General features: G+C 37.9%; 18 protein-coding genes and 3 tRNA genes. 17 read left to right on the top strand and 4 right to left on the bottom strand.

The window, feature by feature from the left end; translation table 11 throughout:
• The first annotated feature begins 1 nt into the window (after window position 1).
• The 11 genes from ACNOGP_RS15675 (at window position 2) to ACNOGP_RS15625 (ending at window position 11,680) form a co-directional block, all read left to right on the top strand.
• Complete coding sequence (locus ACNOGP_RS15675) at window positions 2–1,327, top strand: HU family DNA-binding protein (RefSeq protein WP_418213150.1); 1,326 nt, start codon at window positions 2–4, stop codon at window positions 1,325–1,327.
• Between the two features lie 241 nt (window positions 1,328–1,568).
• Window positions 1,569–2,564, top strand: coding sequence for an AAA family ATPase (locus ACNOGP_RS15670; RefSeq protein ID WP_007758227.1), 996 nt, complete (start codon window positions 1,569–1,571; stop codon window positions 2,562–2,564).
• The gene (locus tag ACNOGP_RS15665) at window positions 2,565–3,434 is read left to right on the top strand and encodes a DUF58 domain-containing protein (protein WP_007758226.1); all 870 of its coding nucleotides are present in this window, start codon (window positions 2,565–2,567) and stop codon (window positions 3,432–3,434) included.
• Window positions 3,434–4,522, top strand: coding sequence for a hypothetical protein (locus ACNOGP_RS15660; RefSeq protein WP_418213149.1), 1,089 nt, complete (start codon window positions 3,434–3,436; stop codon window positions 4,520–4,522). The genes ACNOGP_RS15665 and ACNOGP_RS15660 overlap by 1 nt, the downstream gene beginning before the upstream one ends.
• A 49-nt stretch (window positions 4,523–4,571) precedes the next feature.
• Window positions 4,572–5,555, top strand: coding sequence for a vWA domain-containing protein (locus ACNOGP_RS15655; protein ID WP_007758221.1), 984 nt, complete (start codon window positions 4,572–4,574; stop codon window positions 5,553–5,555).
• Between the two features lie 43 nt (window positions 5,556–5,598).
• Complete coding sequence (locus ACNOGP_RS15650; protein ID WP_007760416.1) at window positions 5,599–6,627, top strand: VWA domain-containing protein; 1,029 nt, start codon at window positions 5,599–5,601, stop codon at window positions 6,625–6,627.
• A gap of 8 nt (window positions 6,628–6,635) precedes the next feature.
• Entirely contained in the window at window positions 6,636–7,358 is a 723-nt protein-coding gene (locus ACNOGP_RS15645) for a tetratricopeptide repeat protein (RefSeq protein WP_182505761.1), read from the top strand.
• Window positions 7,359–7,389: 31 nt separating this feature from the next.
• Window positions 7,390–9,210, top strand: a complete 1,821-nt coding sequence (locus ACNOGP_RS15640; protein WP_418213148.1) for a BatD family protein — start codon at window positions 7,390–7,392, stop codon at window positions 9,208–9,210.
• Between the two features lie 18 nt (window positions 9,211–9,228).
• Window positions 9,229–10,065 carry a tetratricopeptide repeat protein gene (locus tag ACNOGP_RS15635; RefSeq protein WP_195476314.1) on the top strand — a complete coding sequence of 279 codons (837 nt, stop codon included), beginning with the start codon at window positions 9,229–9,231 and terminating at the stop codon, window positions 10,063–10,065.
• 127 nt (window positions 10,066–10,192) lie between these two features.
• Window positions 10,193–10,483, top strand: a complete 291-nt coding sequence (locus ACNOGP_RS15630; RefSeq protein WP_007758208.1) for a hypothetical protein — start codon at window positions 10,193–10,195, stop codon at window positions 10,481–10,483.
• A 75-nt stretch (window positions 10,484–10,558) separates the two neighbouring features.
• The gene (locus ACNOGP_RS15625; protein ID WP_418213147.1) at window positions 10,559–11,680 is read left to right on the top strand and encodes a universal stress protein; all 1,122 of its coding nucleotides are present in this window, start codon (window positions 10,559–10,561) and stop codon (window positions 11,678–11,680) included.
• A 211-nt stretch (window positions 11,681–11,891) separates the two neighbouring features.
• Here the strand turns inward: ACNOGP_RS15625 and ACNOGP_RS15620 are convergent, their stop codons facing one another.
• Together ACNOGP_RS15620 and gyrA are read right to left on the bottom strand one after the other, a co-directional pair.
• Window positions 11,892–13,106, bottom strand: coding sequence for a tetratricopeptide repeat protein (locus ACNOGP_RS15620; RefSeq protein WP_007758206.1), 1,215 nt, complete (start codon window positions 13,104–13,106; stop codon window positions 11,892–11,894).
• A 32-nt stretch (window positions 13,107–13,138) separates the two neighbouring features.
• On the bottom strand, window positions 13,139–15,718 hold the full coding sequence (gene gyrA / locus ACNOGP_RS15615) for a DNA gyrase subunit A (protein ID WP_143866050.1): 2,580 nt from the start codon (window positions 15,716–15,718) through the stop codon (window positions 13,139–13,141).
• A 358-nt stretch (window positions 15,719–16,076) separates the two neighbouring features.
• On the opposite strand from gyrA, the gene ACNOGP_RS15610 reads away from it, so the two are divergent.
• From ACNOGP_RS15610 to ACNOGP_RS15585, 6 genes are all read left to right on the top strand, one after another.
• Window positions 16,077–18,605: an ATP-dependent Clp protease ATP-binding subunit gene (locus ACNOGP_RS15610; protein ID WP_418213146.1), complete on the top strand. Its 2,529-nt coding sequence runs from the start codon at window positions 16,077–16,079 to the stop codon at window positions 18,603–18,605.
• A gap of 136 nt (window positions 18,606–18,741) precedes the next feature.
• Window positions 18,742–20,787: a molecular chaperone HtpG gene (gene htpG, locus ACNOGP_RS15605; protein ID WP_418213145.1), complete on the top strand. Its 2,046-nt coding sequence runs from the start codon at window positions 18,742–18,744 to the stop codon at window positions 20,785–20,787.
• A gap of 169 nt (window positions 20,788–20,956) precedes the next feature.
• A complete protein-coding gene (locus ACNOGP_RS15600; protein ID WP_418213144.1) occupies window positions 20,957–23,257 on the top strand; it encodes a patatin-like phospholipase family protein in 2,301 nt (766 codons plus the stop codon).
• 79 nt (window positions 23,258–23,336) lie between these two features.
• A tRNA-Arg gene (locus ACNOGP_RS15595) sits at window positions 23,337–23,410 on the top strand.
• Window positions 23,411–23,429: 19 nt separating this feature from the next.
• Window positions 23,430–23,503: transfer RNA gene (locus tag ACNOGP_RS15590), tRNA-Arg, on the top strand.
• Between the two features lie 19 nt (window positions 23,504–23,522).
• A tRNA-Arg gene (locus ACNOGP_RS15585) sits at window positions 23,523–23,596 on the top strand.
• 160 nt (window positions 23,597–23,756) lie between these two features.
• Here the strand turns inward: ACNOGP_RS15585 and dapA are convergent.
• Complete coding sequence (dapA, locus tag ACNOGP_RS15580) at window positions 23,757–24,650, bottom strand: 4-hydroxy-tetrahydrodipicolinate synthase (RefSeq protein WP_418213143.1); 894 nt, start codon at window positions 24,648–24,650, stop codon at window positions 23,757–23,759.
• Window positions 24,651–24,709: 59 nt separating this feature from the next.
• Entirely contained in the window at window positions 24,710–26,710 is a 2,001-nt protein-coding gene (gene ligA / locus ACNOGP_RS15575; protein WP_418213142.1) for an NAD-dependent DNA ligase LigA, read from the bottom strand.
• Window positions 26,711–26,752 lie beyond the last annotated feature (42 nt).

The following is a 26,752-nucleotide window of genomic DNA, read 5'->3' as shown; positions in this document are numbered from 1 at the left end:
TATGAATGAAAGACTAACAATTCAAGATCTTACTGACTTATTGGCAGCAAAACATAGCATGACCAAAAAGGATGCTGAGGCGTTCGTAAAAGAGTTTTTTCTTCTGATAGAGCAAGCCTTAGAGAGTGAGAATACTGTAAAAATCAAAGGATTGGGTACTTTCAAACTTATTGATGTAGATAGTCGGGAAAGTGTTAATGTGAACACTGGGGAACGTTTTCAAATAAAAGGCCATACCAAAGTCTCGTTTTCTCCGGATACAAATTTAAGAGATACGATAAACAAGCCTTTTGCACACTTTGAGACGGTTGTTTTAAATGAGAATACTGTTTTAGAGGACACTCCTATAGAAGAAACGGAAGAAGAGGAAAGCGGGGAAGAAGTAATTCCGACAGTCATACCGGAACCTATCGAGCCACAATCCCAGCCTAAGGAAGAGGTAATTGTAGAAACCAATCCTGAGGAAAACATAGAACAGCCTCAAAAGGAGGAAGAGCCGGAAGAGGAAAAAGAAGAAATATCTCTTACAGAGATACAACCTATTGTAGAAACACAAGTTGTAGAACCACAATCTGTTGTCGTAGAACCGAAAACAGTTCCTGTAGAAAAGAAAGAAATAATTACTGCGGAGGAGATTATAGAACAAGAGCTTCTGAGGGCAAATCTAAAACCGGAAAGTACGATAGTGCGGTCGCAAGAAGAAAAGGGAGAGATGGCAAAAGGGGCAGAAGTGGCACAGACAGCTATACAGCCGACTCCCCAAAAGAATATTCCCGATTCTTCTGTAAAAGAGACATCGCCTGTTCCTTATTTAATAACGATCATCATACTTGTTCTGTTATTATGTGGAGGGGTTGTTTTATTCATTTATTATCCGGATTTATTCTCTTCGTCATCCGACAAGAATGCTCTTGATATGCCGCCCGTAACAACTCAGCCTGTCAAGCCGGAAGTACAGTTATCCGACACGATCGAACAAGACTCGGTGAAAGATATAAAACCGGAGACACCCAAAACCGCTATCACTCCGACACCGGTTGTCCCTCAAAAGAAAGAAGCAGTGACACCTGCCAAAACTGAAAATAAAGTTGTCCGGCAGCAGCCTTCAACATCTGTATATTTGGATTCCGCCTCTTATAAAATAACCGGAACCAAGACTAAATATACGGTCAAAGAAGGTGAAACTTTAACAAGGGTCTCCTTGCGATTCTATGGAACCAAGGCTATGTGGCCGTATATTGTGAAACACAATCCGGACGTTATTAAGAACCCGAATAATGTACCGTACGGCACAACAATAAAAATTCCGGAGCTTACAAAAGAATAAGTGATAAGAATTCCATTCACCCGGCCTTACAACCCTGTATCGGCCGGGTGAAGTGTTATGGATGTACAAAAGCGTATGAAAGTACCTTAATCTAAAGACTTCGCATTGTTTTTTAATAAAAATTAGTTGCAATCGTTAATTATATGGCGTACTTTTGGGGGCAAAATAAAAAGCCTTATGCTACTATTGGCAGGGCTTATATAGAAATAATGGGATTTAAATAATAAAATATTAAGTATTTATGGCTGAATCAATTGATATCCGCGAGTTGAATGAGCGGATTGAAAGACAAAGTGCTTTCGTTACCAATCTTACAACAGGTATGGACCAAATCATTGTTGGTCAGAAACATTTGGTTGAATCGCTGCTTATCGGATTACTCTCCGATGGTCATGTTCTTTTGGAAGGTGTACCCGGTTTGGCAAAGACTTTAGCTATTAAAACGCTTGCTTCTCTGATTGATGCGAAATATAGCCGCATTCAGTTTACACCGGACTTATTGCCTGCGGACGTCATAGGTACAATGGTCTACAGTCAAAAAGACGAATCTTTTAAAGTTCAAAGAGGACCTATTTTCGCTAATTTTGTATTAGCCGATGAAATTAACCGTGCTCCGGCTAAAGTACAGAGTGCTTTATTGGAGGCCATGCAGGAACGTCAGGTTACTATCGGTAAAGAAACATTTACATTGCCGGAACCTTTCCTTGTATTGGCTACTCAGAATCCTATCGAACAGGAAGGAACTTACCCGCTTCCGGAAGCGCAAGTTGATCGTTTTATGCTGAAGGTCGTTATTGATTATCCGAAGTTGGAAGAGGAAAAATTGATTATTCGTCAGAATATTAATGGAGAAAAGTTCAACGTAAAACCAATTCTGAAAGCTGACGAAATTATTGAAGCGCGTAAAGTAGTTCGCCAGGTATATCTGGATGAAAAGATCGAACGCTACATCGTAGACATTGTATTCGCTACCCGCTTCCCGGAGAAATATGACCTCAAGGAATTGAAAGATATGATCGGTTTCGGTGGTTCACCCCGTGCATCTATCAATTTAGCATTGGCTGCCCGTACATACGCTTTCATCAAACGCCGCGGTTACGTAATTCCGGAAGATGTACGTGCTGTCGCGCATGATGTTCTTCGCCACCGTATCGGATTGACGTATGAAGCGGAAGCTAATAACATGACTTCGGACGAAATCATCAGTAAGATTTTGAATAAGGTTGAAGTGCCCTAAATGGAAACAAGTGAAATACTAAAAAAAGTTCGTCAGATTGAAATTAAGACACGAGGATTGTCTAATAATATCTTTGCAGGCCAGTATCATTCGGCTTTCAAGGGTAGGGGTATGTCATTCTCGGAAGTCCGCGAATATCAATTCGGCGATGATATACGTGACATAGACTGGAATGTGACCGCGCGTTTCAACAAACCTTATGTAAAAGTGTTTGAGGAAGAACGTGAACTGACAGTTATGTTAATGGTTGATGTTTCCGGAAGTTTGGAGTTCGGTACCGTCAAGCAGTTGAAGAAAGATATGGTGACGGAAATTGCTGCCACCCTTGCTTTTTCTGCTATTCAGAATAATGATAAAATTGGAGTGATTTTCTTTTCAGACCGGATAGAGAAGTTTATTCCTCCTAAAAAGGGACGTAAACATATTCTATATATCATTCGTGAATTGATTGACTTTCAACCGGAAAGCCGTCGTACTAATATCCGTCTTGCATTGGAATATCTGACGAATGTCATGAAAAGACGTTGCACTGCATTTATTCTGTCCGACTTCATTGATCAGGAAAGTTTTAAGAATGCTCTGACTATTGCCAACCGGAAACATGATGTAGTAGCATTACAGGTTTATGACCGGAGAGTGAGTGATCTTCCTCCTGTGGGTCTCATGCGAATAAAAGATGCGGAAACCGGACATGAGCAGTGGATTGATACTTCATCAAAAGCTGTACGTCGAGCGCATCACGATTGGTGGATTCAAAAGCAGACGGAACTGAACGACACATTTACGAAAAGTAATGTGGATTCGGTTTCTGTCAGAACCGATGAGGATTACGTAAAGGCATTGTTGAACTTATTTGCCAAACGAAATTAATGAAATCAAAGATGAGTAGAAATATTATTCTGATAGCATTATTAGGTCTATTATCCATTGATAAAGTAGCTGCACAATCTGTTACGGTAGAGGCGAAGATAGATTCATTGCAAATACTGATCGGTGAACAGGCAAAAGTGCAGTTGCAAGTGGCTATGGATGCTAAACAACATGCTATTTTCCCTGCTTATACTGATACTTTAGTAAAAGGTGTGGAAATTATAGAAACAGTCAAACCGGATACGCAATTTTTGAATGACCGCCAGCGAATGTTGATCACACAGGAATATGTTATCACTTCCTTTGACTCGGCTTTGTATTATCTGCCGCCAATGCCTGTTACGGTAGATGGCAAAGAGTATAAGTCAAAAGCTTTAGCACTGAAAGTCTACTCAATACCGGTCGATACATTACACTCTGACCAATTCTTCGGACAAAAACCTGTAATGAAAGCTCCTTTTGCATGGGAAGACTGGTACGGTTTAATTTCCTGCTCATTCTTAGCTTTACCTTTACTCGGTTTACTGATCTATCTCATTGTTCGTATCCGTGATAATAAACCTATTATCCGTAAGATAAAAGTAGAACCGAAATTGCCGCCACATCAAGCTGCAATGAAAGAGATAGAACGTATCAAAACCGAGAAAGTATGGCAGAAGGGAAGATCGAAGGAATACTATACAGAATTGACTGATGCTCTTCGCACGTATATAAAGGATCGTTTCGGATTCAATGCATTGGAAATGACATCATCGGAAATTATTGATAAGTTATTGGAATTGAAGGATAAAGAAGCTATATCTGACCTAAAAGAACTGTTTCAGACTGCCGATTTAGTGAAGTTTGCCAAGCATGATCCTCAGATGAACGAAAATGATGCAAACTTAATTAATGCAATTGACTTTATCAATGAAACAAAACAACCGGAGGAGGAAAATCAAAAACCGCAACCAACGGAAATTACGATTATTGAAAAACGTTCTTTACGCGTTAAAGTAATGTTGATTTGCGGAATTGCACTTTTGTCTGCGGCATTGATTGGTGTCTTTATATATATAGGTATGCAGATATACAATCTTTTTGTGTAAAGAATGAGTAACTTGAATACTAAAAGTAAACTGTTAAATCATAAATAAAATGGTTTTTGCCAATATAGAATATCTGTTTTTGCTATTACTACTTATACCTTATATTGTATGGTATATCTTGAAGCAAAGGAAAAGTGAAGCTACTCTTCAGATTTCGGACGCTCGGGTATATGCGCATACACCTAAAAGTTATAAGAACTATTTGTTGCATGCTCCTTTTCTTTTACGTCTTTTTGCGTTAACATTGGTAATTCTGGTCCTCGCACGACCGCAAACAACCAATAAGTGGCAGAACAGCGAAATAGAAGGTATTGATATAATGCTGGCCGTCGACGTTTCTACCAGTATGTTGGCCGAAGACTTAAAGCCCAATAGATTGGAAGCAGCCAAAGATGTAGCGGCAGAGTTTATCAACGGACGTCCTAATGATAATATAGGTATTACTTTATTTGCCGGTGAGAGTTTTACTCAATGCCCGTTGACTGTGGATCATGCTGTATTGTTAGATATGATTCACAATATCAAATGCGGTCTTATTGAAGATGGTACTGCCGTAGGTATGGGAATAGCAAATGCTGTAACTCGACTGAAAGACAGTAAAGCAAAATCTAAAGTCATTATTTTGCTGACAGACGGTACTAACAATAAAGGTGATATTTCTCCTATGACGGCTGCTGAAATAGCAAAAAGCTTTGGAATTCGTGTGTACACCATCGGGGTTGGTACGAATGGAATGGCGCCTTATCCTTATCCGGTCGGAAATACTGTACAATATGTTAGTATGCCTGTTGAAATTGATGAGAAAACATTGACGCAAATCGCAGGTACTACGGACGGTAATTACTTCCGGGCTACAAGTAATTCGAAACTGAAAGAGGTGTACGAAGAAATTGATAAGCTGGAAAAGACTAAGCTGAATGTAAAAGAGTATAGCAAACGGGATGAGGAATATCACTGGTTCGCACTAGCTGCTTTCCTTTGTGTTCTATTGGAGGTATTATTGCGTAATTCTATACTGAAGAAGATTCCATAAGGTGGTCAACCGTAATTAGTCAATCGTAAAATAGTTAAGAAAGATGTTTCGATTTGGAGAACCTACATATTTATACCTATTGCTGCTATTACCATTTTTAGCAGCTTTCTACTTGTACTCCAACTACAAGAGAAGAAAGAATATCCGACGTTTTGGAGATCCGGTTTTATTGGCGCAGTTAATGCCCGATGTATCCAAATATCGCCCGGATGTAAAATTCTGGATACTTTTTGCCGCTATCGGTTTGTTTTCAGTATTATTGGCACGTCCTCAGTTTGGTTCCAAACTGGAAACAGTAAAACGTAAAGGCGTGGAAGTCATCATTGCACTGGATATTTCAAATTCTATGCTCGCTCAGGATGTACAACCCAGCCGTTTGGAGAAAGCCAAAAGACTGATATCCAGATTGGTGGATGAGCTTGACAATGACAAAGTGGGAATGATTGTATTTGCCGGTGACGCTTTCACTCAACTACCGATTACCAGTGATTACATTTCCGCTAAAATGTTTCTGGAATCTATCAATCCTTCATTGATATCCAAGCAAGGTACGGCTATTGGAGAAGCGATTAATTTGGCTGCACGTAGCTTTACTCCACAAGAAGGAGTAGGACGCGCCATTATCGTAATTACTGACGGTGAAAATCATGAAGGTGGTGCTGTTGAAGCGGCAAAAGCTGCTGCCGAAAAAGGTATCCAGGTTAATGTGTTGGGAGTAGGTATGCCCGATGGCGCTCCTATCCCGGCAGAAGGTACCAACGATTATCGACGTGACCGTGAGGGTAATGTGATTGTTACCCGCTTAAATGAAGCAATGTGTCAGGAGATTGCCAAAGAAGGAAAAGGTATCTATGTACGAGTAGATAATTCTAACTCAGCTCAAAAAGCAATCAATCAGGAAGTCAATAAGATGGCAAAATCTGATGTAGAATCTAAGGTATATACGGAGTTTAATGAACAGTTCCAAGCTATTGCCTGGATTATTCTATTATTGTTATTAGCGGAAATATTAATTTTAGATCGCAAGAATCCTTTATTTAAGAACGTTCATCTGTTTTCTAATAAGAAGTAGTTATGCGCATGTTAAAAAGTAAATATATTCTATTCGCTGTGTTTCTGCTGTCAGCCGCCTTTGTATCAGCTCAGAAAGCAGAACGTGACTATATCCGCAAAGGAAACCGCCTGTTTAATGACAGTGTGTTTGTGGATGCCGAAGTGAATTATCGGAAAGCTTTGGAGGTGAATCCTAAATCTACAGTATCTATGTATAATTTAGGAAATACACTCTCACAACAGCAGAAAATGCAGGAAGCTATGGAGCAATATGTATCGGCCAGCAATATTGAGAAGGATAAGATGAAGTTGGCTCATATATATCATAACATGGGCGTACTTCTTCAAGCCGGTAAAGATTATGCAAAGGCTGTGGATGCTTATAAGATGTCTTTACGCAATAATCCTGCTGACGATGAGACTCGGTATAATTTGGCTCTTGCACAAAAAATGTTGAAAGACCAACAACAAAATCAACAGAATCAGGATCAAAACCAGGATCAAAATAAAGATCAGCAAAAGCAAGATCAAAAGCAAGACCAGAACAAAGATAAACAGAACGATCAGAAGCAAGACCAAAAGAAGGATCAACAACAACCTCCAAAATCTGAGAAACAAAAGAATCAGATGTCAAAAGAGAACGCTGAACAATTGCTTAATTCTGTGATGCAAGATGAGAAAGACGTACAGGATAAAGTAAAGAAGCAACAGCAGGTTATGCAAGGTGGTCGTTTGGAAAAAGATTGGTAATATAAAGTTGACGATATAAATTTCATAAGCAATGAAGAAACTGATTATCATATTGATAGCATTGATAGTATATAGCACTCAGGCATTTGCCGATAAAGTGTCTTTTACTGCTTCTGCTCCTGACGCAGTAGTAGTAGGCGATCAATTCAGACTATCTTATACCGTAACTACACAAAAAGTAAAAGATTTCCGAGCCCCATCAATCAAAGGATTTGATGTGTTGATGGGACCAAGCCGTTCACAACAAAGTAGTACTCAGATTGTAAATGGCAATGTAACATCTACGAGTAGTATTACATTTACGTATATATTGATGGCCAATACTGCTGGGGAATACACAATTGGCGGTGCTTCAATTGTGGCCGATGGTAACCAAATGGTATCAAACTCCGTAAAAATCAAGGTTTTACCACAAGACCAAAACAGCAATGGTGGACAAGGAGGTTCTTCCGCCCATTCCTCTTCCGGTACGAGTGTATCCGATCAGGATCTATTTATTACTGCGACGGCTAGTAAAACGAATGTATTTGAGCAGGAGGCATTTGTCTTGACTTATAAAATTTATACCAGAGAGTCTAATTTGCAATTGAATAATGCAAAGTTACCCGATTTCAAAGGCTTTCATTCACAAGAGATTGAAATGACAACAAATGCCAGATGGACTCCGGAACATTATCGTGGACGTAATTATTATACAACTGTCTATCGTCAGTTTGTGCTATTCCCTCAACAATCCGGAAAATTGTACATAGATCCGGCACAATTCCAAATGACTATAGGCAAACCAGTACAATCGGATGACCCTTTTGATGCATTTTTTAATGGAGGAAGTAACGTTATAGAAATTAAAAAATCTATTGCTACCCCTAAGATAGCAATAAATGTAAGTCCGCTTCCGGCTGGTAAACCGGCTGATTTCTCAGGCGGAGTAGGAGAGTTTACAGTTTCTTCTTCTATCAATAGCCAAGAATTAAAAACCAATGATGCTATCACTATTAAGTTAGTGATTTCCGGTACAGGAAATTTGAAGTTAATTTCTAATCCGGAAATAAAATTCCCGGAAGATTTTGAAGTATATGATCCTAAAGTAGACAATCAAGTTAGGTTAACTCGGGAAGGACTTACAGGTAACAGAGTAATTGAATATTTAGCTATCCCTAGACATGCCGGCACATATAAGATTCCAGGGGTATCTTTTAGCTATTTTGACATTCGTTCCAAATCATACAAAACTCTGAAAACAGAAGAATATGTAGTGAATATTGAAAAAGGTGCAGGAAATGCCGACCAGGTAATTGCGAACTTTACCAACAAGGAAGACTTAAAAGTATTAGGTGAAGATATTCGTTACATCAAACAGAATGAAGTAACTCTCCAACCTAAAGGAAGTTTCTTCTACGGTTCCATGTCTTATTGGCTTTTCTATATTATTCCGGCTCTTGCCTTTATAATATTCTTTATCATCTATCGCAAGCAAGCTGCTGAAAATGCGAATGTCGCTAAAGTACGAACTAAAAAGGCCAACAAAGTGGCTACCAAACGTATGAAATTAGCAGGAAAACTGCTTTCTGAAAATAAAAAAGATGCTTTTTATGATGAAGTATTGAAAGCTTTATGGGGATATATTAGTGATAAATTAAATATTCCTGTATCTCGTTTGTCCAAGGACAATATAGAAGAAAAATTGAGAAATCACGGAGTAAGCGAGGAATTAATCAAGGATTTCTTGAATGCACTAAATGATTGTGAATTTGCCCGTTTCGCTCCGGGAGACGAAAGTCAAGCTATGGACAAGGTTTATGCATCTTCAATAGAGGTGATAAGCAAAATGGAGAATTCAATTAAACATTAACCTAGAAGAGATTATGTCATGAGAAAAATATTATTTTTTATATTAATGTCAATGTCAATCACTTGTTTTGGACAGGATTCACTGAATGTTGATTCCAAGCAAGTGAATGAAGGAGATTCCATCCATGCAGCAAGTACCACTATGTTCTCCAATAACACATTGGACAATGTTACGAAAACGGAAGGGGATTCTGCATATATAAAAGAAGATTATACCGCAGCCATTCAAATCTACGAAGCACTGCTCAAAAATGGAGAAGCGGCTGAGGTGTACTATAATTTAGGAAATAGCTACTATAAGATAGGAGAAATAGCCAAAGCTGTTCTTAATTACGAACGTGCCTTACTGCTACAACCCGGCAATAGTGATATTCGTGCTAACCTTGAAGTAGCGCGTGCAAAAACAATAGACAAGGTGGAAGCTATTCCTGAGATCTTTTTTGTTTCATGGATCAAGTCGTTGATAAATAGTATGAGTGTAGATGCTTGGGCTACATTAGGAATTATCTCTTTCATTTTATTAATTGTAGCTCTCTATTTTTTCATCTTTTCAAAGCAGATATTATGGAAAAAAACTGGATTCATCTCAGGAATCATCTTTTTAATCATTACTATATGTGCCAATCTGTTTGCTTCTGAACAAAAAGAGCATTTAGTAATCAGAAACGAAGCAATAGTGATGAATCCAAGTGTTACTGTTCGTAGTACTCCAAGCGAAAGTGGTACTAGCTTATTTATTCTTCATGAAGGGAGAAAAGTAAGTATTAAAGATGATTCAATGAAAGAATGGAAAGAAATTCGATTAGAAGACGGAAAAGTTGGATGGGTACCAGCTTCTGCCATTGAAGCGATATAAACAATAATAATAGATTTTATAAATTAAGAAAAAAAGATAAGCAAATAATTTGTTTTATCTTTTTTTTTGCTTAAGTTTATAGCGTGATAAAGATATCACATAGTATTAACCATTAAATTTACGAGACATGAGAACAATAACATTTAATGAACTTCGTAAGATTAAAGATTCATTGCCCAGCGGTAGCATGCATAGAATAGCAGACGAACTTGGTTTACACGTAGATACCGTGCGAAACTTCTTCGGAGGTCATAATTTCAAGGAGGGAAAAAGTGTCGGAATACATCTTGAGCCCGGTCCGGATGGTGGGCTTGTAATGATAGATGATACGACCGTTCTTGATCGGGCTTTAAAAATTTTAGATGAATTAAATCTGAGTATGCAAAAAGAACAGGCTACCGAATCTGTGCAAGTTTAAAATATAACAAACCGAATCCCAATTGAATAAAACAATTGGGATTTCTTATTTGTTCACCTTATAAAATATACATTTATGGAAGATAAATTAGTAACTCTAGCTATTCTGACGTATACTAAAGCTCAGATATTAAAGAATGTCCTCGAAAATGAAGGTATTGAAACATACATTCATAATGTTAATCAAATACAACCAGTCGTTTCTTCGGGGGTTCGTTTACGAATCAAAGAAAGTGATTTACCACGTGCACTAAAAATAACCGAAAGTTCTACCTGGTTATCTGAAAGTATAGTGGGAGAAAAGGAACCTAAAACAGAGAATAAATCAAATAAGATTTTAATTCCTGTCGATTTCTCTAATTATTCGATGAAAGCATGTGAATTTGCTTTTAACTTAGCAAAAACTGAGAACGCAGAAGTTATCTTATTACACGTTTATTTTACACCAATATATGCGTCTTCATTGCCGTATGGTGATGTCTTCAATTACCAAGTTGGAGATGAAGAGACTGTAAAAACTATTATTCATAGAGTTCATTCTGATCTCAACACCTTATCAGCTAAAATAAAAGAAAAAATAGTTTCAGGGGAATTTCCGGATATCAAATATAGTTGCATTTTACGAGAAGGCATTCCTGAAGAAGAGATTCTCAGATATGCAAAGGAAGAACGTCCTATTGTTATCATCATGGGAACTCGTGGAAAAAACCAAAAAGATATTGATTTGATCGGTAGTGTAACCGCTGAGGTCATTGATAGAAGCCGTGTTCCAGTATTAGCTATTCCGGAAAATACTCCATTTAAACAATTTAGTGAAGTAAAGCGGATTGCTTTTATAACTAATTTTGATCAAAGAGATTTAATAGCTTTTGAGACATTCTTTAACACTTGGAAATCGTTCCATTTTTCTGTGTCTTTGATACATCTTACGGAATCTAAAGATACGTGGAATGAAATAAAACTTGCAGGAATAAAAGAATATTTCCATAAACAATACCCAGGTCTGGAAATCCATTATGATGTTGTGATGAATGATAATTTATTGAAAGGGCTTGACCAATACATCAAGGATAACCAAATAGATATAATTACATTGACTTCATATAAAAGAAATATATTTGCTCGATTATTTAATCCTAGTATTGCCAAAAAGATGATATTTCATTCCGATACGCCATTGCTTGTTATTAACGGATGATCGAACAGAAGCAAAAAAAGAAACTATATTGGAGGAATAATCGATATTATGTTTAATATATAAAAGGAGTAAATAATAAAACTTTGCTCCTTTTCTGTTTTATTAGCCCTACTTCAATCTACAAAAAGTTCTGTATCTCCATTTAAACATAAAAAAAGAAGGCCACTAAGGAAGCGGCCTTCTTTACTAATCTCATATGGAGAAAGAATTATTACTTCATCATCTTATCAATTTCTTCAAATTCCGGTCCCATATTCAAGTTATAATAAACACGGTAAAGTCCTTGCAACCACAAATCTTTCTGGTCTGGTTTCAAAGCACGGGCTTTCTCATAAAAAGGCTTAGCTTCTTCATAGAACTTCTTTACTACAGCCTGTGCTTCAGCATACTTAGGATCATTAATATCCGTCGTTGCTTTATCAGCATAATCCTGCGCTTTCATCAAATACACCAAACCTACGTTAGAGTATGCTTCTGCATATTCCGGATCAGCAGCAATAGCCTTTTTATAGAATTCAATTGCATTATCATATTCTTTCATGTTATGATAAAGATATGCCTTTACATATAAATACAGCTTATTATTCGGATCATTAGACAGCATTCTGTCAGCAAACTCCATAGCCTTAGAGGCTTGATTAGAACTATTATAATAATCAACCAAATTGGCAAAGAAATAATCATTTCCTGGAAATTTAAGAATACCTTCTTCCAAAGCTTTGATCCATGCTACTGTGTCCCCCTTAGCTTTATAAGCATCAGCCATTAATTGCATTGCAAACTTGCCACCATCTTTATCTGACAAAGCCATCGGAGCATACTTAATAATCGCATCTTTATTACCTACTCTATCAGCTGCCAATGTTGCATAATAAGCAATCTGCGGAAGAAGAGTATCGTTTTTAGCAATCTCTTTATCAGCTAACATAGGATATGAAGCTGACTCTACGTATGTTGCGAAGAATTTCAACGCTTCTTTATTCTTATCCAAATTAAAATATTGAATACCACCATTGATCAAATTCGGACGTTCGGCCAACATACTAGAAGCATTCGCCTTCCGATATTTGTTTTTAATTTTGCCCTTTTCATTGGGTACTTGAGCCAAATCGTCACACTTAGTATAATACTCATACATCTTCAATATACTATTATACACTTTCAATGTATCATACGGTTTTCTCAAAAAAGCATTTTTCATCTGCTCTTCGTTGATACGTTTCTGGATAAATCCAGCAACATCCCATGTTTCAGCAAGATCCTTTGTTTCAGGATTCTTCATAGCTTCCTTAATAAGCTGTTCAGCCTGCTTAAAATTAGGTTTTACGTCATTAGCTATGCTCTTCGCTTCTTTTACATTTTTCATTTGAGCAAAAGAGAAGCTAACAGCCATCAATAAAACCATAGAAAATAATACTCTTTTCATGATTGTTGTTTGATTAATTATTAATATTATGTCTATTCCTCAATGTTATTACTTTCGTTCTCATTTACATCTGACGTATCATCATTGTCAATATCAGGAGCATCAGTATTAGGATCACTCACAATAGTACCCTCTACTTCTTCTTCCGGTATTTCATCCTCAAGACTTTCAGTCATGACTTTACATACTGAACCAATCTGATCATTGCGTTTTTCCAGATTAATCAAACGGACACCTTGGGTAGCACGCCCCATGATACGAACATCTTCTACCTTCAAACGAATTGTGATACCGGATTTATTGATAATCATCAAATCATTTTCATCTGTTACAGATTTAATCGTTACCAATTTACCCGTTTTTTCAGTAATATTCATTGTTTTCACACCCTTACCTCCACGGTTGGTCTTACGATAGTCTTCAATTTCAGAACGTTTACCATATCCTTGCTCAGAAACAACCATTACAGATTCTGTCTCCAAGTCCTTAATACAAATCATTCCCACAACTTCATCCTGGCCATCGTTATCTAATGTAATACCACGCACACCCGTTGCTGTACGTCCCATAACGCGCACTGCTGCTTCATGGAAACGAATTGCACGCCCATTACGGTTGGCAATGATAATTTCATTATTTCCATTCGTCATACGAACTTCGATAACACTGTCATCTTCACGAATCGTAATAGCATTTACACCATTCTGGCGAGGACGAGAATATTGTTCTAACAATGTTTTCTTTATTACACCTTTCTTAGTACAGAATAATACATAATGGCTATTGATGAACTCTGAATCCTCTAAACTCTTCACACGCAAATATGCCGTTACATTATCATCTGAATCAATATTCAACAAATTCTGAATAGCACGCCCCTTAGAGTTCTTCGTTCCTTCAGGTATCTCATACACTTTCAACCAATAACACTTACCTTTTTGTGTAAAGAACATCATGGTATTGTGCATGGTAGCCGGATAAATATGCTCTACAAAGTCTTCATCACGAGTTTCTGTTCCCTTAGAACCTACCCCACCACGATTCTGTGCGCGGAATTCTGTTAAAGGAGTACGCTTGATATATCCCATATGAGAAATGGTGATAATCATCTGGTCATCAGCGTAGAAATCTTCCGGATTAAACTCTTCAGAAGAATATACAATCTCAGAACGGCGTTCATCCCCATATTTTGCTTTCACTTCCAGCAATTCATCTTTCATTACCTTACGGCATACTTCATCATCAGCCAGAATACTTTCCAAATAAGCAATCTGCTTCATGATTTCCTCGTATTCCGCATGAAGCTGATCCTGCATCAAACCGGTCAACTGGCGCAAACGCATTTCTACAATAGCACGCGACTGAATTTCTGTCAGGTTGAAACGTTCTATCAAGCCTGCTATAGCATCATTGGGCGTTTTAGCAGCACGGATAATACGAATTACTTCATCAATATTATCCGAAGCAATAATTAAACCTTCAAGAATATGTGCCCGCTCTTTTGCTTTACGAAGTTCGAACTGAGTACGACGAATTACGACCTCGTGTCTATGTTCTATGAAATATTTTATTAAATCTCTCAGATTTAATGTCTTTGGACGTCCGTGTATCAAAGCAACATTATTCACACCAAAAGATGTCTGTAAAGCTGTCATCTTATAAAGTTTATTCAGCACTACACTTGCATTTGCATCACGTTTTACGTCAATAACGATACGCATACCATCACGGTCAGACTCATCATTAGCATTCGAGATGCCTTCTATTTTCTTATCGTTAACAAGGTCAGCGATATACTTAATCAATTCTGCCTTATTTACATTATAGGGAATCTCGGTGATTACAATTTTATCATGTGCCTGCCCGCTTTCAATTTCAGCTCTCGCACGCATAACCACACGTCCACGACCTGTCAGATAAGCCTCACGCACACCACTTACACCATATATATATCCACCTGTAGGAAAGTCCGGAGCTTTCACAAACTCCATCAACTCTTCCACTGTAATTTCCGGATTATCAATATATGCATCACAAGCATCTATAACTTCAGAAAGATTATGTGGAGGCATATTGGTAGCCATACCCACGGCAATACCAGATGCACCATTCACTAAAAGATTAGGAATTCGAGTTGGCATTACCTTAGGTTCAACCAAAGTATTATCAAAGTTAGGCTCAAAATCTACGGTTTCCTTATACAAGTCATCCATCATCGCTTCACCCAACTTATTAAGACGTGCCTCCGTATAACGCATAGCAGCAGGGCTATCACCGTCTACCGAGCCAAAGTTACCCTGTCCATCTACCAAAGGATAACGCATCGCCCACTCCTGAGCCATACGAACCATTGCAAGATAAACAGAAAAATCTCCATGAGGATGATACTTACCAAGTACTTCACCAACAATTCTGGCCGATTTCTTATAAGGTTTATCTGAAGTATTACCCAATTCCATCATTCCGTATAAAATTCTACGGTGAACGGGCTTAAATCCATCTCTAACATCCGGAAGGGCACGCGAAACGATGACCGACATAGAGTAGTCAATGTACGATGACTTCATTTCCTCCTCGATGTTAATCTTTATAATTCTGTCTTGTTCAAGCATTTAAAATGATTATTAATTATACATTCTACGGTTTGTAAAAAACCACGCTAAAGTACTACTTTTCCCGGATATACGAAAGTTTTTGGAAAGAAAGTTTTATTATGAATGGAATGATACCCAACTAAGCTTTAAAATACGAAAACAAAAAGAGAAAAATAATAAATTAGGCTATAAAGGCTATGGAATATCGGCAAAAAACATCCAGCCATTTGTTATACCTTATTATATATAACGCAAATGTAGCATTTTTATGGCACGCCATTTGTAGATATAAGAAATAAAGCAAATATTGCAATACAAACTTGATTTAATGCGTATATTTGCGAGTGAATAACCCTTAGAAAAGAAGGAAGAAAGTATGAATAATCAATTCTCACAAAGAGTTTCCGACATTATCGTCTATAGTAAAGAAGAAGCGAATCGGTTGAGAAGTAGGTACATAGGTCCAGAACACCTGCTTCTGGGTATGCTCCGTGACGGTGAAGGAAAAGCTATCGAGATATTGTCTAAACTCAATCCCAATCTGACTACCATCAAACAGCAGATTGAAGCTCAGCTAAAGGTAGAAGCTGATGATATGTTATTACCTGACGCAGAGGTGTCGTTGTCTAATGACGCGGCAAAAATATTAAAAATGTGTATTTTAGAAGCACGTGGAATGAAAAGTAACATCGCTGACACAGAACATGTTCTGTTGGCAATTTTAAGAGAAAAGAAGAATGTAGCAGCCTCCATACTTGAAGCAAATAACATCAATTATGCAAAAGTATTGGAACAGGTGACATTGCAACCAGACATAAATGCTGGAATGTTTACTGAAGATGACGATGAAGACGAAGAAATGTCTTCCCCCCGCTCAAGCGGAAGAGACAATTCTGAAGAGCGCCAACAGGCACAAACAGCTTCGAAAAAGCCATCTAATGACACACCTGTACTTGACAATTTCGGTACGGATATGACAAAAGCGGCAGAAGAAGGAAAATTAGATCCAGTAGTCGGCAGAGAAAAAGAAATTGAACGTTTGGCTCAAATCTTAAGCCGCCGTAAAAAAAACAACCCTATTCTAATAGGTGAACCGGGTGTAGGGAAATCAGCTATTGTTGAGGGACTTGCTTTAAGAATTACCCAGAAAAAGGTTTCACGAATTTTGTTTGATAAACGAGTTGTGGCTCTGGATATGACAGCTGTCGTAGCGGGTACCAAATATCGCGGACAATTTGAAGAGCGTATTCGTTCCATTCTAAATGAGTTACAGAAAAATCCCAATGTAATTCTGTTTGTCGATGAGATTCACACAATTGTAGGTGCAGGGTCGGCTGCAGGCTCTATGGACGCTGCAAATATGTTAAAACCGGCATTGGCTAGAGGAGAAATACAATGTATTGGCGCTACCACCCTTGATGAGTATCGTAAGAATATTGAAAAAGACGGTGCTCTTGAACGTCGTTTCCAAAAAGTAATAGTAGAACCAACTACGGCTGAAGAAACTCTTCAAATTTTACATAACATCAAGGACAAGTATGAAGACCATCATAATGTTTTTTATACTGATGAAGCATTGGAAGCATGTGTCAAGCTGACAGACCGCTATATCACAGATCGCAATTTCCCTGATAAGGCTATTGATGCTTTGGATGAAGCCGGTTCACGGGTACATCTTACCAACATTAATGTTCCTAAAGAGATAGAAGAGCAGGAAAAATTGATCGAAGAAGCTAAAAGTAAGAAAAATGAAGCAGTTAAATCTCAGAACTTTGAACTTGCAGCCAGCTTTCGGGATAAAGAAAAAGAATTCTCTCTTCGATTAGACGAGATGAAAAAAGAGTGGGAAGCCAGTCTGAAGGAAAATAGACAGACTGTTGATGCAGAAGAGATCGCCAACGTTATATCAATGATGTCAGGTATTCCTGTACAACGTATGGCGCAAGCCGAAGGTATTAAGCTAGCCGGCATGAAAGAAGATCTGCAATCTAAAGTCATAGCGCAAGATACGGCCATAGAAAAGTTGGTAAAAGCAATATTGCGAAGCCGTGTAGGATTAAAAGATCCCAATAAGCCAATTGGCACATTCATGTTCTTAGGCCCAACGGGGGTTGGTAAAACCCATTTAGCCAAAGAATTAGCCAAATATATGTTTGGTTCAGCCGATGCACTGATTCGTATAGACATGAGTGAGTATATGGAAAAATTTACGGTTTCACGACTGGTCGGAGCACCTCCGGGATACGTAGGATATGAAGAAGGGGGACAATTAACAGAAAAAGTACGCCGCAAACCATATTCTATTGTATTGCTTGATGAAATAGAAAAAGCGCATCCGGATGTATTCAATATCTTGCTTCAAGTAATGGATGAAGGACGTCTGACTGACAGTTATGGCAGGATGGTAGACTTTAAAAACACTGTTATCATCATGACCTCCAACATCGGAACCCGTCAGTTGAAAGAATTTGGACGAGGGGTCGGATTTGCAACACAAAGCCGACTTGATGACAAGGAATTCTCGCGAAGTGTAATCCAAAAAGCTTTAAATAAATCATTCGCTCCTGAATTTATTAATCGAGTAGATGAAATTATCACATTCGACCAACTCTCTCTGGAAGCAATTACAAAGATTATTGATATAGAGCTGAAAGGATTATATAATAGAATTGAATCTATTGGATATAAATTAATTATCGAAGATAAAGCGAAAGAATTCATAGCAACCAAAGGATACGATGTGCAATATGGTGCCCGTCCTTTAAAACGAGCTATTCAAACCTATTTGGAAGACGGGTTATCAGAACTCATCATTTCTTCGTCTTTAAAAGAAAAAGACATCATTCAAGTCTCTCTTAATGGAGAAAAAGGTGAATTAGAAATGAAAGCTATTACTCAAGAATAAGATTATATTGTCCATGTTTGGAATCAATATTAAGTATGTCATAATGTCAGACCTTCGGGTCTGGCATTTTTTTTGTTTCTACCTGAGTAAGTATCAATTAAAATTAATCAATAGATAAACTAAAAATATACGTATTATGCAGAAAGGTAATATTGGAGTTACAACAGAGAACATTTTTCCTATTATCAAAAAGTTCTTGTACAGTGACCATGAGATTTTTCTTCGTGAGTTAGTATCCAATGCAGTAGACGCTACTCAGAAGCTAAATACACTAGCTTCTATCGGAGAGTTTAAAGGTGAGTTAGGTGATTTAACCATTCATGTTGAACTAGGCAAAGATACTATTACCATTTCCGATCGCGGTATTGGTCTGACTGCAGAAGAAATCGAAAAGTATATCAATCAGATTGCATTCTCCGGAGCAAATGATTTCCTCGAGAAATACAAAAATGACGCAAATGCCATCATTGGTCATTTCGGATTAGGTTTCTATTCTGCTTTTATGGTTGCAAAGAAAGTAGAAATAATCACTAAGTCATATAAAGACGGTGCACAAGCTGTAAAATGGACTTGTGACGGTAGTCCTGAATTTACAATTGAAGAAGTGGAAAAAGCAGATCGAGGCTCGGATATCATCTTGTACATTGATGATGACTGCAAGGAATTTCTTGAAGAAGCCCGCATTTCCGGACTTTTGAAGAAATATTGCAATTTCCTTCCTGTTCCTATTGCATTTGGGAAGAAAAAAGAATGGAAAGATGGCAAACAGATAGATACAGCCGAAGATAATATCATCAATGATACAACTCCCCTATGGACTCGCAAACCTAGCGAACTATCGGATGAAGATTACAAATCATTCTATAGTAAGTTGTATCCGATGTCTGACGAACCACTTTTCTGGATTCATCTGAATGTCGACTACCCATTCCATTTGACTGGAATTCTTTATTTCCCGAAAGTAAAAAGCAATATTGAACTAAATAAAAACAAGATTCAATTATATTGCAATCAGGTATATGTTACAGATTCTGTTGAAGGTATTGTGCCGGACTTCTTGACACTGTTGCATGGAGTGATAGATTCTCCAGATATTCCGTTGAATGTTTCCCGGTCATATTTACAGAGTGATTCAAACGTGAAGAAAATCTCAACCTATATCACAAAGAAAGTTTCCGACCGTCTGCAATCCATCTTCAAGAATGATCGCAAACAATTTGAAGAAAAGTGGAATGATTTAAAAATATTTATCAATTATGGAATGCTCACACAAGAGGATTTCTATGATAAAGCGCAAAAATTTGCCCTTTTCACCGATACAAATGACAAACATTACACATTCGAAGAATACCAGACTCTTATTAAAGATAATCAAACAGATAAAGATGGAAATCTGATCTATCTGTATGCTAACAACAAAGATGAACAATATAGTTACATTGAAGCTGCCACCAATAAAGGATACAATGTTTTGCTTATGGATGGTCAGTTAGACGTAGCTATGATAAGCATGTTGGAACAAAAGCTGGAGAAGTCCCGCTTCACCCGTGTTGATAGTGATGTTATCGACAATCTTATCGTTAAAGAAGATAAGAAAGGCGAAATATTGGAAGCAGACAAGCAAGATGCTATCACAACAGCCTTCAAAAGTCAACTTCCTAAAATGGACAAAGTCGAGTTCAATGTCATGACACAAGCATTGGGAGAAAATTCTGCTCCGGTAATGATTACTCAAAGCGAATATATGCGTCGTATGAAAGAAATGGCGAACATACAAGCCGGAATGAGTTTCTATGGCGAAATGCCTGATATGTTCAATTTAATACTGAATTCCGATCACAAACTGATAAAGCAGGTATTAAATGAAGAAGAAGGAGCTTGCCATGCAGAGGTAACCCCGATACAATCTGAAATGGATAGCATCAACAAAAAACGCAATGAGCTGAAAGATAAGCAGAAAGGTAAGAAAGATGAAGATATCCCAACAGCTGAAAAAGATGAACTAAATGATTTAGATAAGAAATGGGATGATCTGAAGAGTAAGAAAGAAGCTATCTTCGCAGGTTATGCCAGCAATAATAAAGTTATCCGTCAACTGATTGACTTAGCTTTATTGCAAAATAATATGTTAAGAGGTGAAGCATTGAACAACTTCGTAAAACGTAGCATTGAGCTGATTTAACATCGCCCCTTTTAAAATTACATAACTTTCAAAAGAGCATTCAACGTTAAATACACGTTGTAATGCTCTTTTTCATTTTAAAACAAGTGGCAAAATATCGATAAATTGAAAAGTATTGCATATATTTGAACACTTAATAGACAGAAATATCAATTGCTTGACTTGGGTTATGAGAAAAATTCTTTTGGTGTTAATTACTTTATGGCTGACTATTCCGGCTATCCATGCCCAAAAAGTAGGATTAGTATTAAGCGGTGGCGGCGCAAAAGGATTAACGCATATTGGTATTATCCGCGCTTTAGAAGAAAACAATATACCTATTGATTATATTGCAGGTACCTCTATGGGGGCCATCATCGGCTCCTTATATGCTATGGGATATTCTCCCGATGATATGGTGGAACTGTTAAAGTCTGAAGACTTCAAACGATGGTATTCCGGAGAAGTGGAAGAAAAGTATGTATATCATTTCAAGAAAAATCTCCCGACTCCTGAATTCTTTAATATTCGTTTTTCATTCAAAGATTCGCTAAAGAACCTGAAACCACAGTTTCTTCCCACTAGCGTAGTGAATCCGATTCAGATGAATCTCGTTTTTGTTGATCTGTACGCACGTGCTACAGCTGCATGTAAAGGAGATTTTGATAAGCTCTTCGTTCCTTTCCGTTGTATTGCGTCCGATGTATATAACAAGCAGCAATTGATAATGAGAAACGGAGATCTAGGAGATGCGGTCAGAGCTTCAATGAGCTTTCCATTCATGTTCAAGCCTATTGAAATAAACAATGTGTTAGCATATGATGGAGGGATTTACAACAATTTCCCTACAGATGTCATGAAAGAGGATTTTCATCCTGACATTATTATAGGAAGCATTGTATCCACCAATCCCACCAAGCCTAAAGAAGATGACCTTATGAGTCAGATAGAAAATATGGTAATGCAAAAAACCGACTATTCCATTCCCGATTCTGTAGGAATATCTATGACTTTCAAATATGACAATGTCAATCTGATGGATTTCCAACGCATTGACGAACTGCATGATATAGGATATAATCGTACTATCAGCATGATGGACTCGATCAAGAGTCGCATTCAACGGCGTGTAAACGCAGACAATATACGTTTAAGAAGAATGGTGTATAAAAGCAATTTTCCCGAATTACGCTTTAAAAATATTATTATTGATGGCGCCAATCCCCAACAACAAGCCTACATAAAAAGAGAATTTCATAAATCGGACAATAAAGAATTCACCTATGAGGATTTAAAACAAGGCTATTTTCGACTGCTTTCAGACAAAATGATTTCTGAAATCATTCCTCATGCGATTTACAATCCGGAAGATGATACTTACGACCTGCATTTAAAAGTCAAACTAGAGAATAATTTTGCGGTAAGATTGGGTGGGAATATATCTACTTCCAACTCCAATCAGATTTATCTAGGACTGAGTTATCAGGATTTGAATTACTATGCTAAAGAATTTGTTCTTGATGGACAACTTGGAAAGATCTATAACAATATCCAATTTATGGCAAAAATAGATTTCGCCACAGCTATACCTACGTCATATCGTCTCATAGGTTCAATCAGCACTTTCGATTATTTCAAAAAGGACAAGCTTTTTTCTAGAAATGACAAGCCGGCTTTTAACCAAAAAGACGAACGCTTTTTAAAGTTACAAGTAGGCTTACCTTTTCTTTCAAGCAAACGAGCTGAATTCGGCATAGGAATCGCAAAAATAGAAGATAAATATTTTCAGAAAAACATCATAGATTTCGGGAATGACAAATACGACAAAAGCCGTTATAATTTATTAGGGGGATCCATTAGCTTTAATGGAAGCACCCTTAATGCCCGCCAATATCCCACACGGGGATACAGAGAAGCTCTTGTAGCCCAAATTTTTGTTGGAAGAGAACGATTCTATCCTGGTGAAGGGACAACTAGCGATAATAGTAATAGGAAACACCATTCTTGGCTGCAATTATCCTATATGAAGGAAAAATACCATAATATGAGTGAGCATTGGGTTCTAGGCTGGTATTTGAAAGCATTATATGCCTCCAAAAACTTTTCTGAGAATTATACAGCAACAATGATGCAAGCTGGAGAATTCTCTCCCACATTACATAGTAAAATGACATATAATGAAGCTTTCCGTGCCAATCAGTTTGTAGGTGCCGGCATTCGACCGGTTTACCGTTTAAATCAAATGTTCCATCTTCGAGGAGAATTCTATGGATTTATGCCGATTTATCCGATTGAGAAAAACTCACTAAATAAAGCATACTATGGAAAAGCGTTTTCTAAATTCGAATATCTGGGAGAAATTTCTGTGGTATGCCAGTTACCTTTCGGAGACATCTCTGCGTATGTAAATCATTATAGTTCACCAAGAAAAGAGTGGAATGTGGGGTTAAGCATAGGTTTGCAACTGTTTAATTATCGGTTTATAGAATAATTTTTCTACAAAAAAGTCGTTGAAAAGCTTGCTAGTTCGGGAAAAGTCCGTATCTTTGCACCCGTTAAAACAAAATAATGGTCGCGTAGCTCAACTGAATAGAGTAGCTGACTACGGATCAGCCGGTTACAGGTTTGAATCCTGTCGCGATCACTTTTTGAATTAACAGAATGGCCGCGTAGCTCAACTGAATAGAGTAGCTGACTACGGATCAGCCGGTTACAGGTTTGAATCCTGTCGCGGTCACAAACAATTACTTATAAAAGGTCGCGTAGCTCAACTGAATAGAGTAGCTGACTACGGATCAGCCGGTTACAGGTTTGAATCCTGTCGCGATCACGAATCCTCTGCATTTCATGTGGAGGATTTCTTTTTTTGCCCCATTTCATCGAAAAAATTCACCCTTCACCTTCGTCCAACTATTGATAATAGAGAATGAAAGGTGAAGGGCGAACCCTTGTTAGATAAATATATCAGAAATTGATAATATCTCCTGTAATCAGCATTTAATATTCAGCTCATTCAAAACTTTACGAATAGCTTCAAACGTAGTAATGCGCGTAGGTACTAGTGGCAACCGAAGTTTATTTTCAATCATTCCCATTGCATTCAACATTGATTTCACACCGGCCGGATTCCCATCTACAAATAATAGATTAAACAATTCTGTAAATCGATGGTGGATAGCCAGCGCGTTAGCAAAGTCTCCTTGAAGAGCCAAGCGAGTCATACGGCTAAACTCACGGGGAAAAGCATTTCCTATTACCGAAATAACGCCAACAGCTCCTAAAGTAATAAGAGGGAAAGTGATGCCATCATCTCCGGATATAACATTAAAATTCTCAGGTTTATTTTTAATGATATCATCCATCTGTGTAATATTACCGGAGGCTTCTTTTATAGCAATCACATTACTGAAGTTACGTGCGATACGCAAAGTCGTTTCAGCAGTCATATTCACACCTGTACGTCCCGGAACATTATACAACACAATAGGAAGTTCCGTTGCTTCGGCAATAGCCTTATAATGCTGATAAATACCTTCTTGAGAAGGCTTGTTATAATATGGCACGACAGACAATATAGCATCGACTCCTGTGAAATCATCATTCTTCAATGCCTCCACAACAGCCCGAGTGTTATTACCACCTACACCTAGCAGAATAGGGACTCTTCCGTTAACGCGGTCAATCACCATTTTTTTAATAGTTTTCTTTTCTTCCTCAGTAAGAGTCGGCGTTTCAGCCGTAGTTCCCAGCACACACAGGAAATCCGCATTATTCTGTAATAGATAGTCTACCATACGCATTAGCGCGTCATAGTCAACACTCTCATCCTCTTTGAAAGGAGTAATCAGTGCTACCCCCATTCCTTTCAATTTAGTCTGTATCATGAGTTTTAATTATAATCTCTAATTTATTTAGCCGCAAAAGTACGAATATTTTTCATATCTTACGATATAAGTTTCAGAAATTCGTCTTCGCTTAATATGGTTATTCCTAATTTTTGCGCTTTTTCCAACTTTGCAGGTCCCATATTATCTCCAGCAAGAATAAAACTTGTTTTTGCGGAAATACTTCCCACATTTTTCCCTCCGTTTTTCTCAATAAGTTCTTTATATTCGTCACGCGAATGGTGGATAAACACACCGCTGATAACAATAGACTGTCCCGCTAACTTATCAGTATACCCACTCAAGTCTTCTTCAGTACGATAAAGCTGCAGCCCAGCTTCTTTCAACCTGTTCACCAACTCGCAATTAGCCTCATTTGCAAAATACGTAAGAATACTCTGGGCTATTTTCTCACCGATTTCATCGATGCTTACTAATCTTTCAAGATCCGCCCGTTTCAACTCATCTATATTCTCAAACGACTTCGCAATCTTTTTTGCAACAGTTTCACCCACAAAGCGGATTCCCAGAGCAAAAATAACACGTTCGAAAGGAACTGTTTTGCTCTGGGCAATTCCTGTTACAATATTCTCAGCTGATTTTTCCCCCATACGCTCCAATCCTTTAATGTCGTCTATTGTGAGTTTATACAAATCAGCGGTATTATGAATTAAACCTAAGCGATAGAACATATCAACCGTCTCCGGACCTAAACCATCGATATCCATAGCTTTCCGACTAATAAAATGCTCTATCTTACCTTTAATCTGAGGAGGGCAAGCCGTTTCATTAGGACAATAATGAGCAGCTTCCCCTTCATACCTGACTAATTTACTGCCACATTCAGGACAGGTAGTGATGAACCTGACCTTCTCACCAACCATAAAACTACGTGCATCTACATCCACACCCGTGATTTTAGGAATAATTTCACCACCTTTTTCCACATAAACCATGTCTCCAATGTGCAAATCGAGTCCTTCGATTATATCAGCATTATGTAAGGATGCACGTTTCACGACAGTTCCCGAGAGCTGTACCGGATCCAAATTAGCCACAGGAGTAACAGCCCCCGTTCTACCGACTTGATAAGTCACTTTATTCAAACGAGTCAAAGCCCGCTCCGCCTGGAACTTGTAAGCGATAGCCCATCTGGGAGATTTAGCCGTAAACCCCAAATTCTTCTGCTGCCTCAAGCTATTTACCTTTAACACAACCCCATCCGTAGCAACCGGCAAATTCTTACGTTCTACATCCCAATAATTTATAAATTCAAAAACCTCCTCTAATGTTTGGCATTTACGCATTAGATCAGATATTTTAAAGCCCCATTTTGCCGCTTCCTGAAGATTTTCATAATGTCCGTCGCAAGGCAGATTATCTCCTAAAAGATAATATAAATACGCATCCAGTTTACGGGAAGCGACAACTGAAGAATTTTGCAACTTCAATGTTCCGGAAGCTGCATTTCTTGGATTAGCAAAAAGTGGTTCCTCACGGGCCTCCTTTTCTCGATTCAATGCCTCAAATACTTCCCACGGCATAAGAATCTCCCCACGAATTTCAAATGAGGCAGGATAGTTATCACCGTGAAGCACAAGCGGAATAGAACGAATCGTTTTCACATTATCCGTCACATCATCACCTTTCTCACCATCTCCACGAGTAACCGCCCGAACTAATTTTCCATCCTCATAAGTCAATGAGATTGATGTTCCGTCATATTTCATCTCACAGCAAATCTCAAAATCTTCATTAAGAGCCTTACGGACACGTTCATAGAAATCGGTGACTTCCTCCTCCGAATATGTGTTCGCCAATGATAACATAGGATATTTATGTGCTACCTGCGTAAAGTTCTTGTTCAAATCACTACCCACACGCATAGTGGGCGAATTCTCATCTTTATATTCCGGGTGAGCCTCCTCCAAATCCTGAAGTTCACGCATCTTGTCATCAAACTCCTTATCCGATATTTCAGGAGCATTCAACACGTAATAATTATAGTTATGCCGATGAAGTTCAGCACGCAATTCCTCTATTTTTCCTTTTATATCCATATTTCTTTGATTGTTTAAGGCAAAAATACAGGTTTATCTTTG

The organism is Bacteroides difficilis (genome assembly GCF_048319815.1).
In the GTDB taxonomy this organism is placed as follows: Bacteria; Bacteroidota; Bacteroidia; order Bacteroidales; family Bacteroidaceae; genus Bacteroides; species Bacteroides zhangwenhongii.
The sequence above is the reverse complement of the archived record's forward strand: the minus strand, read 5'-3'. Positions and strand labels throughout refer to the sequence as shown.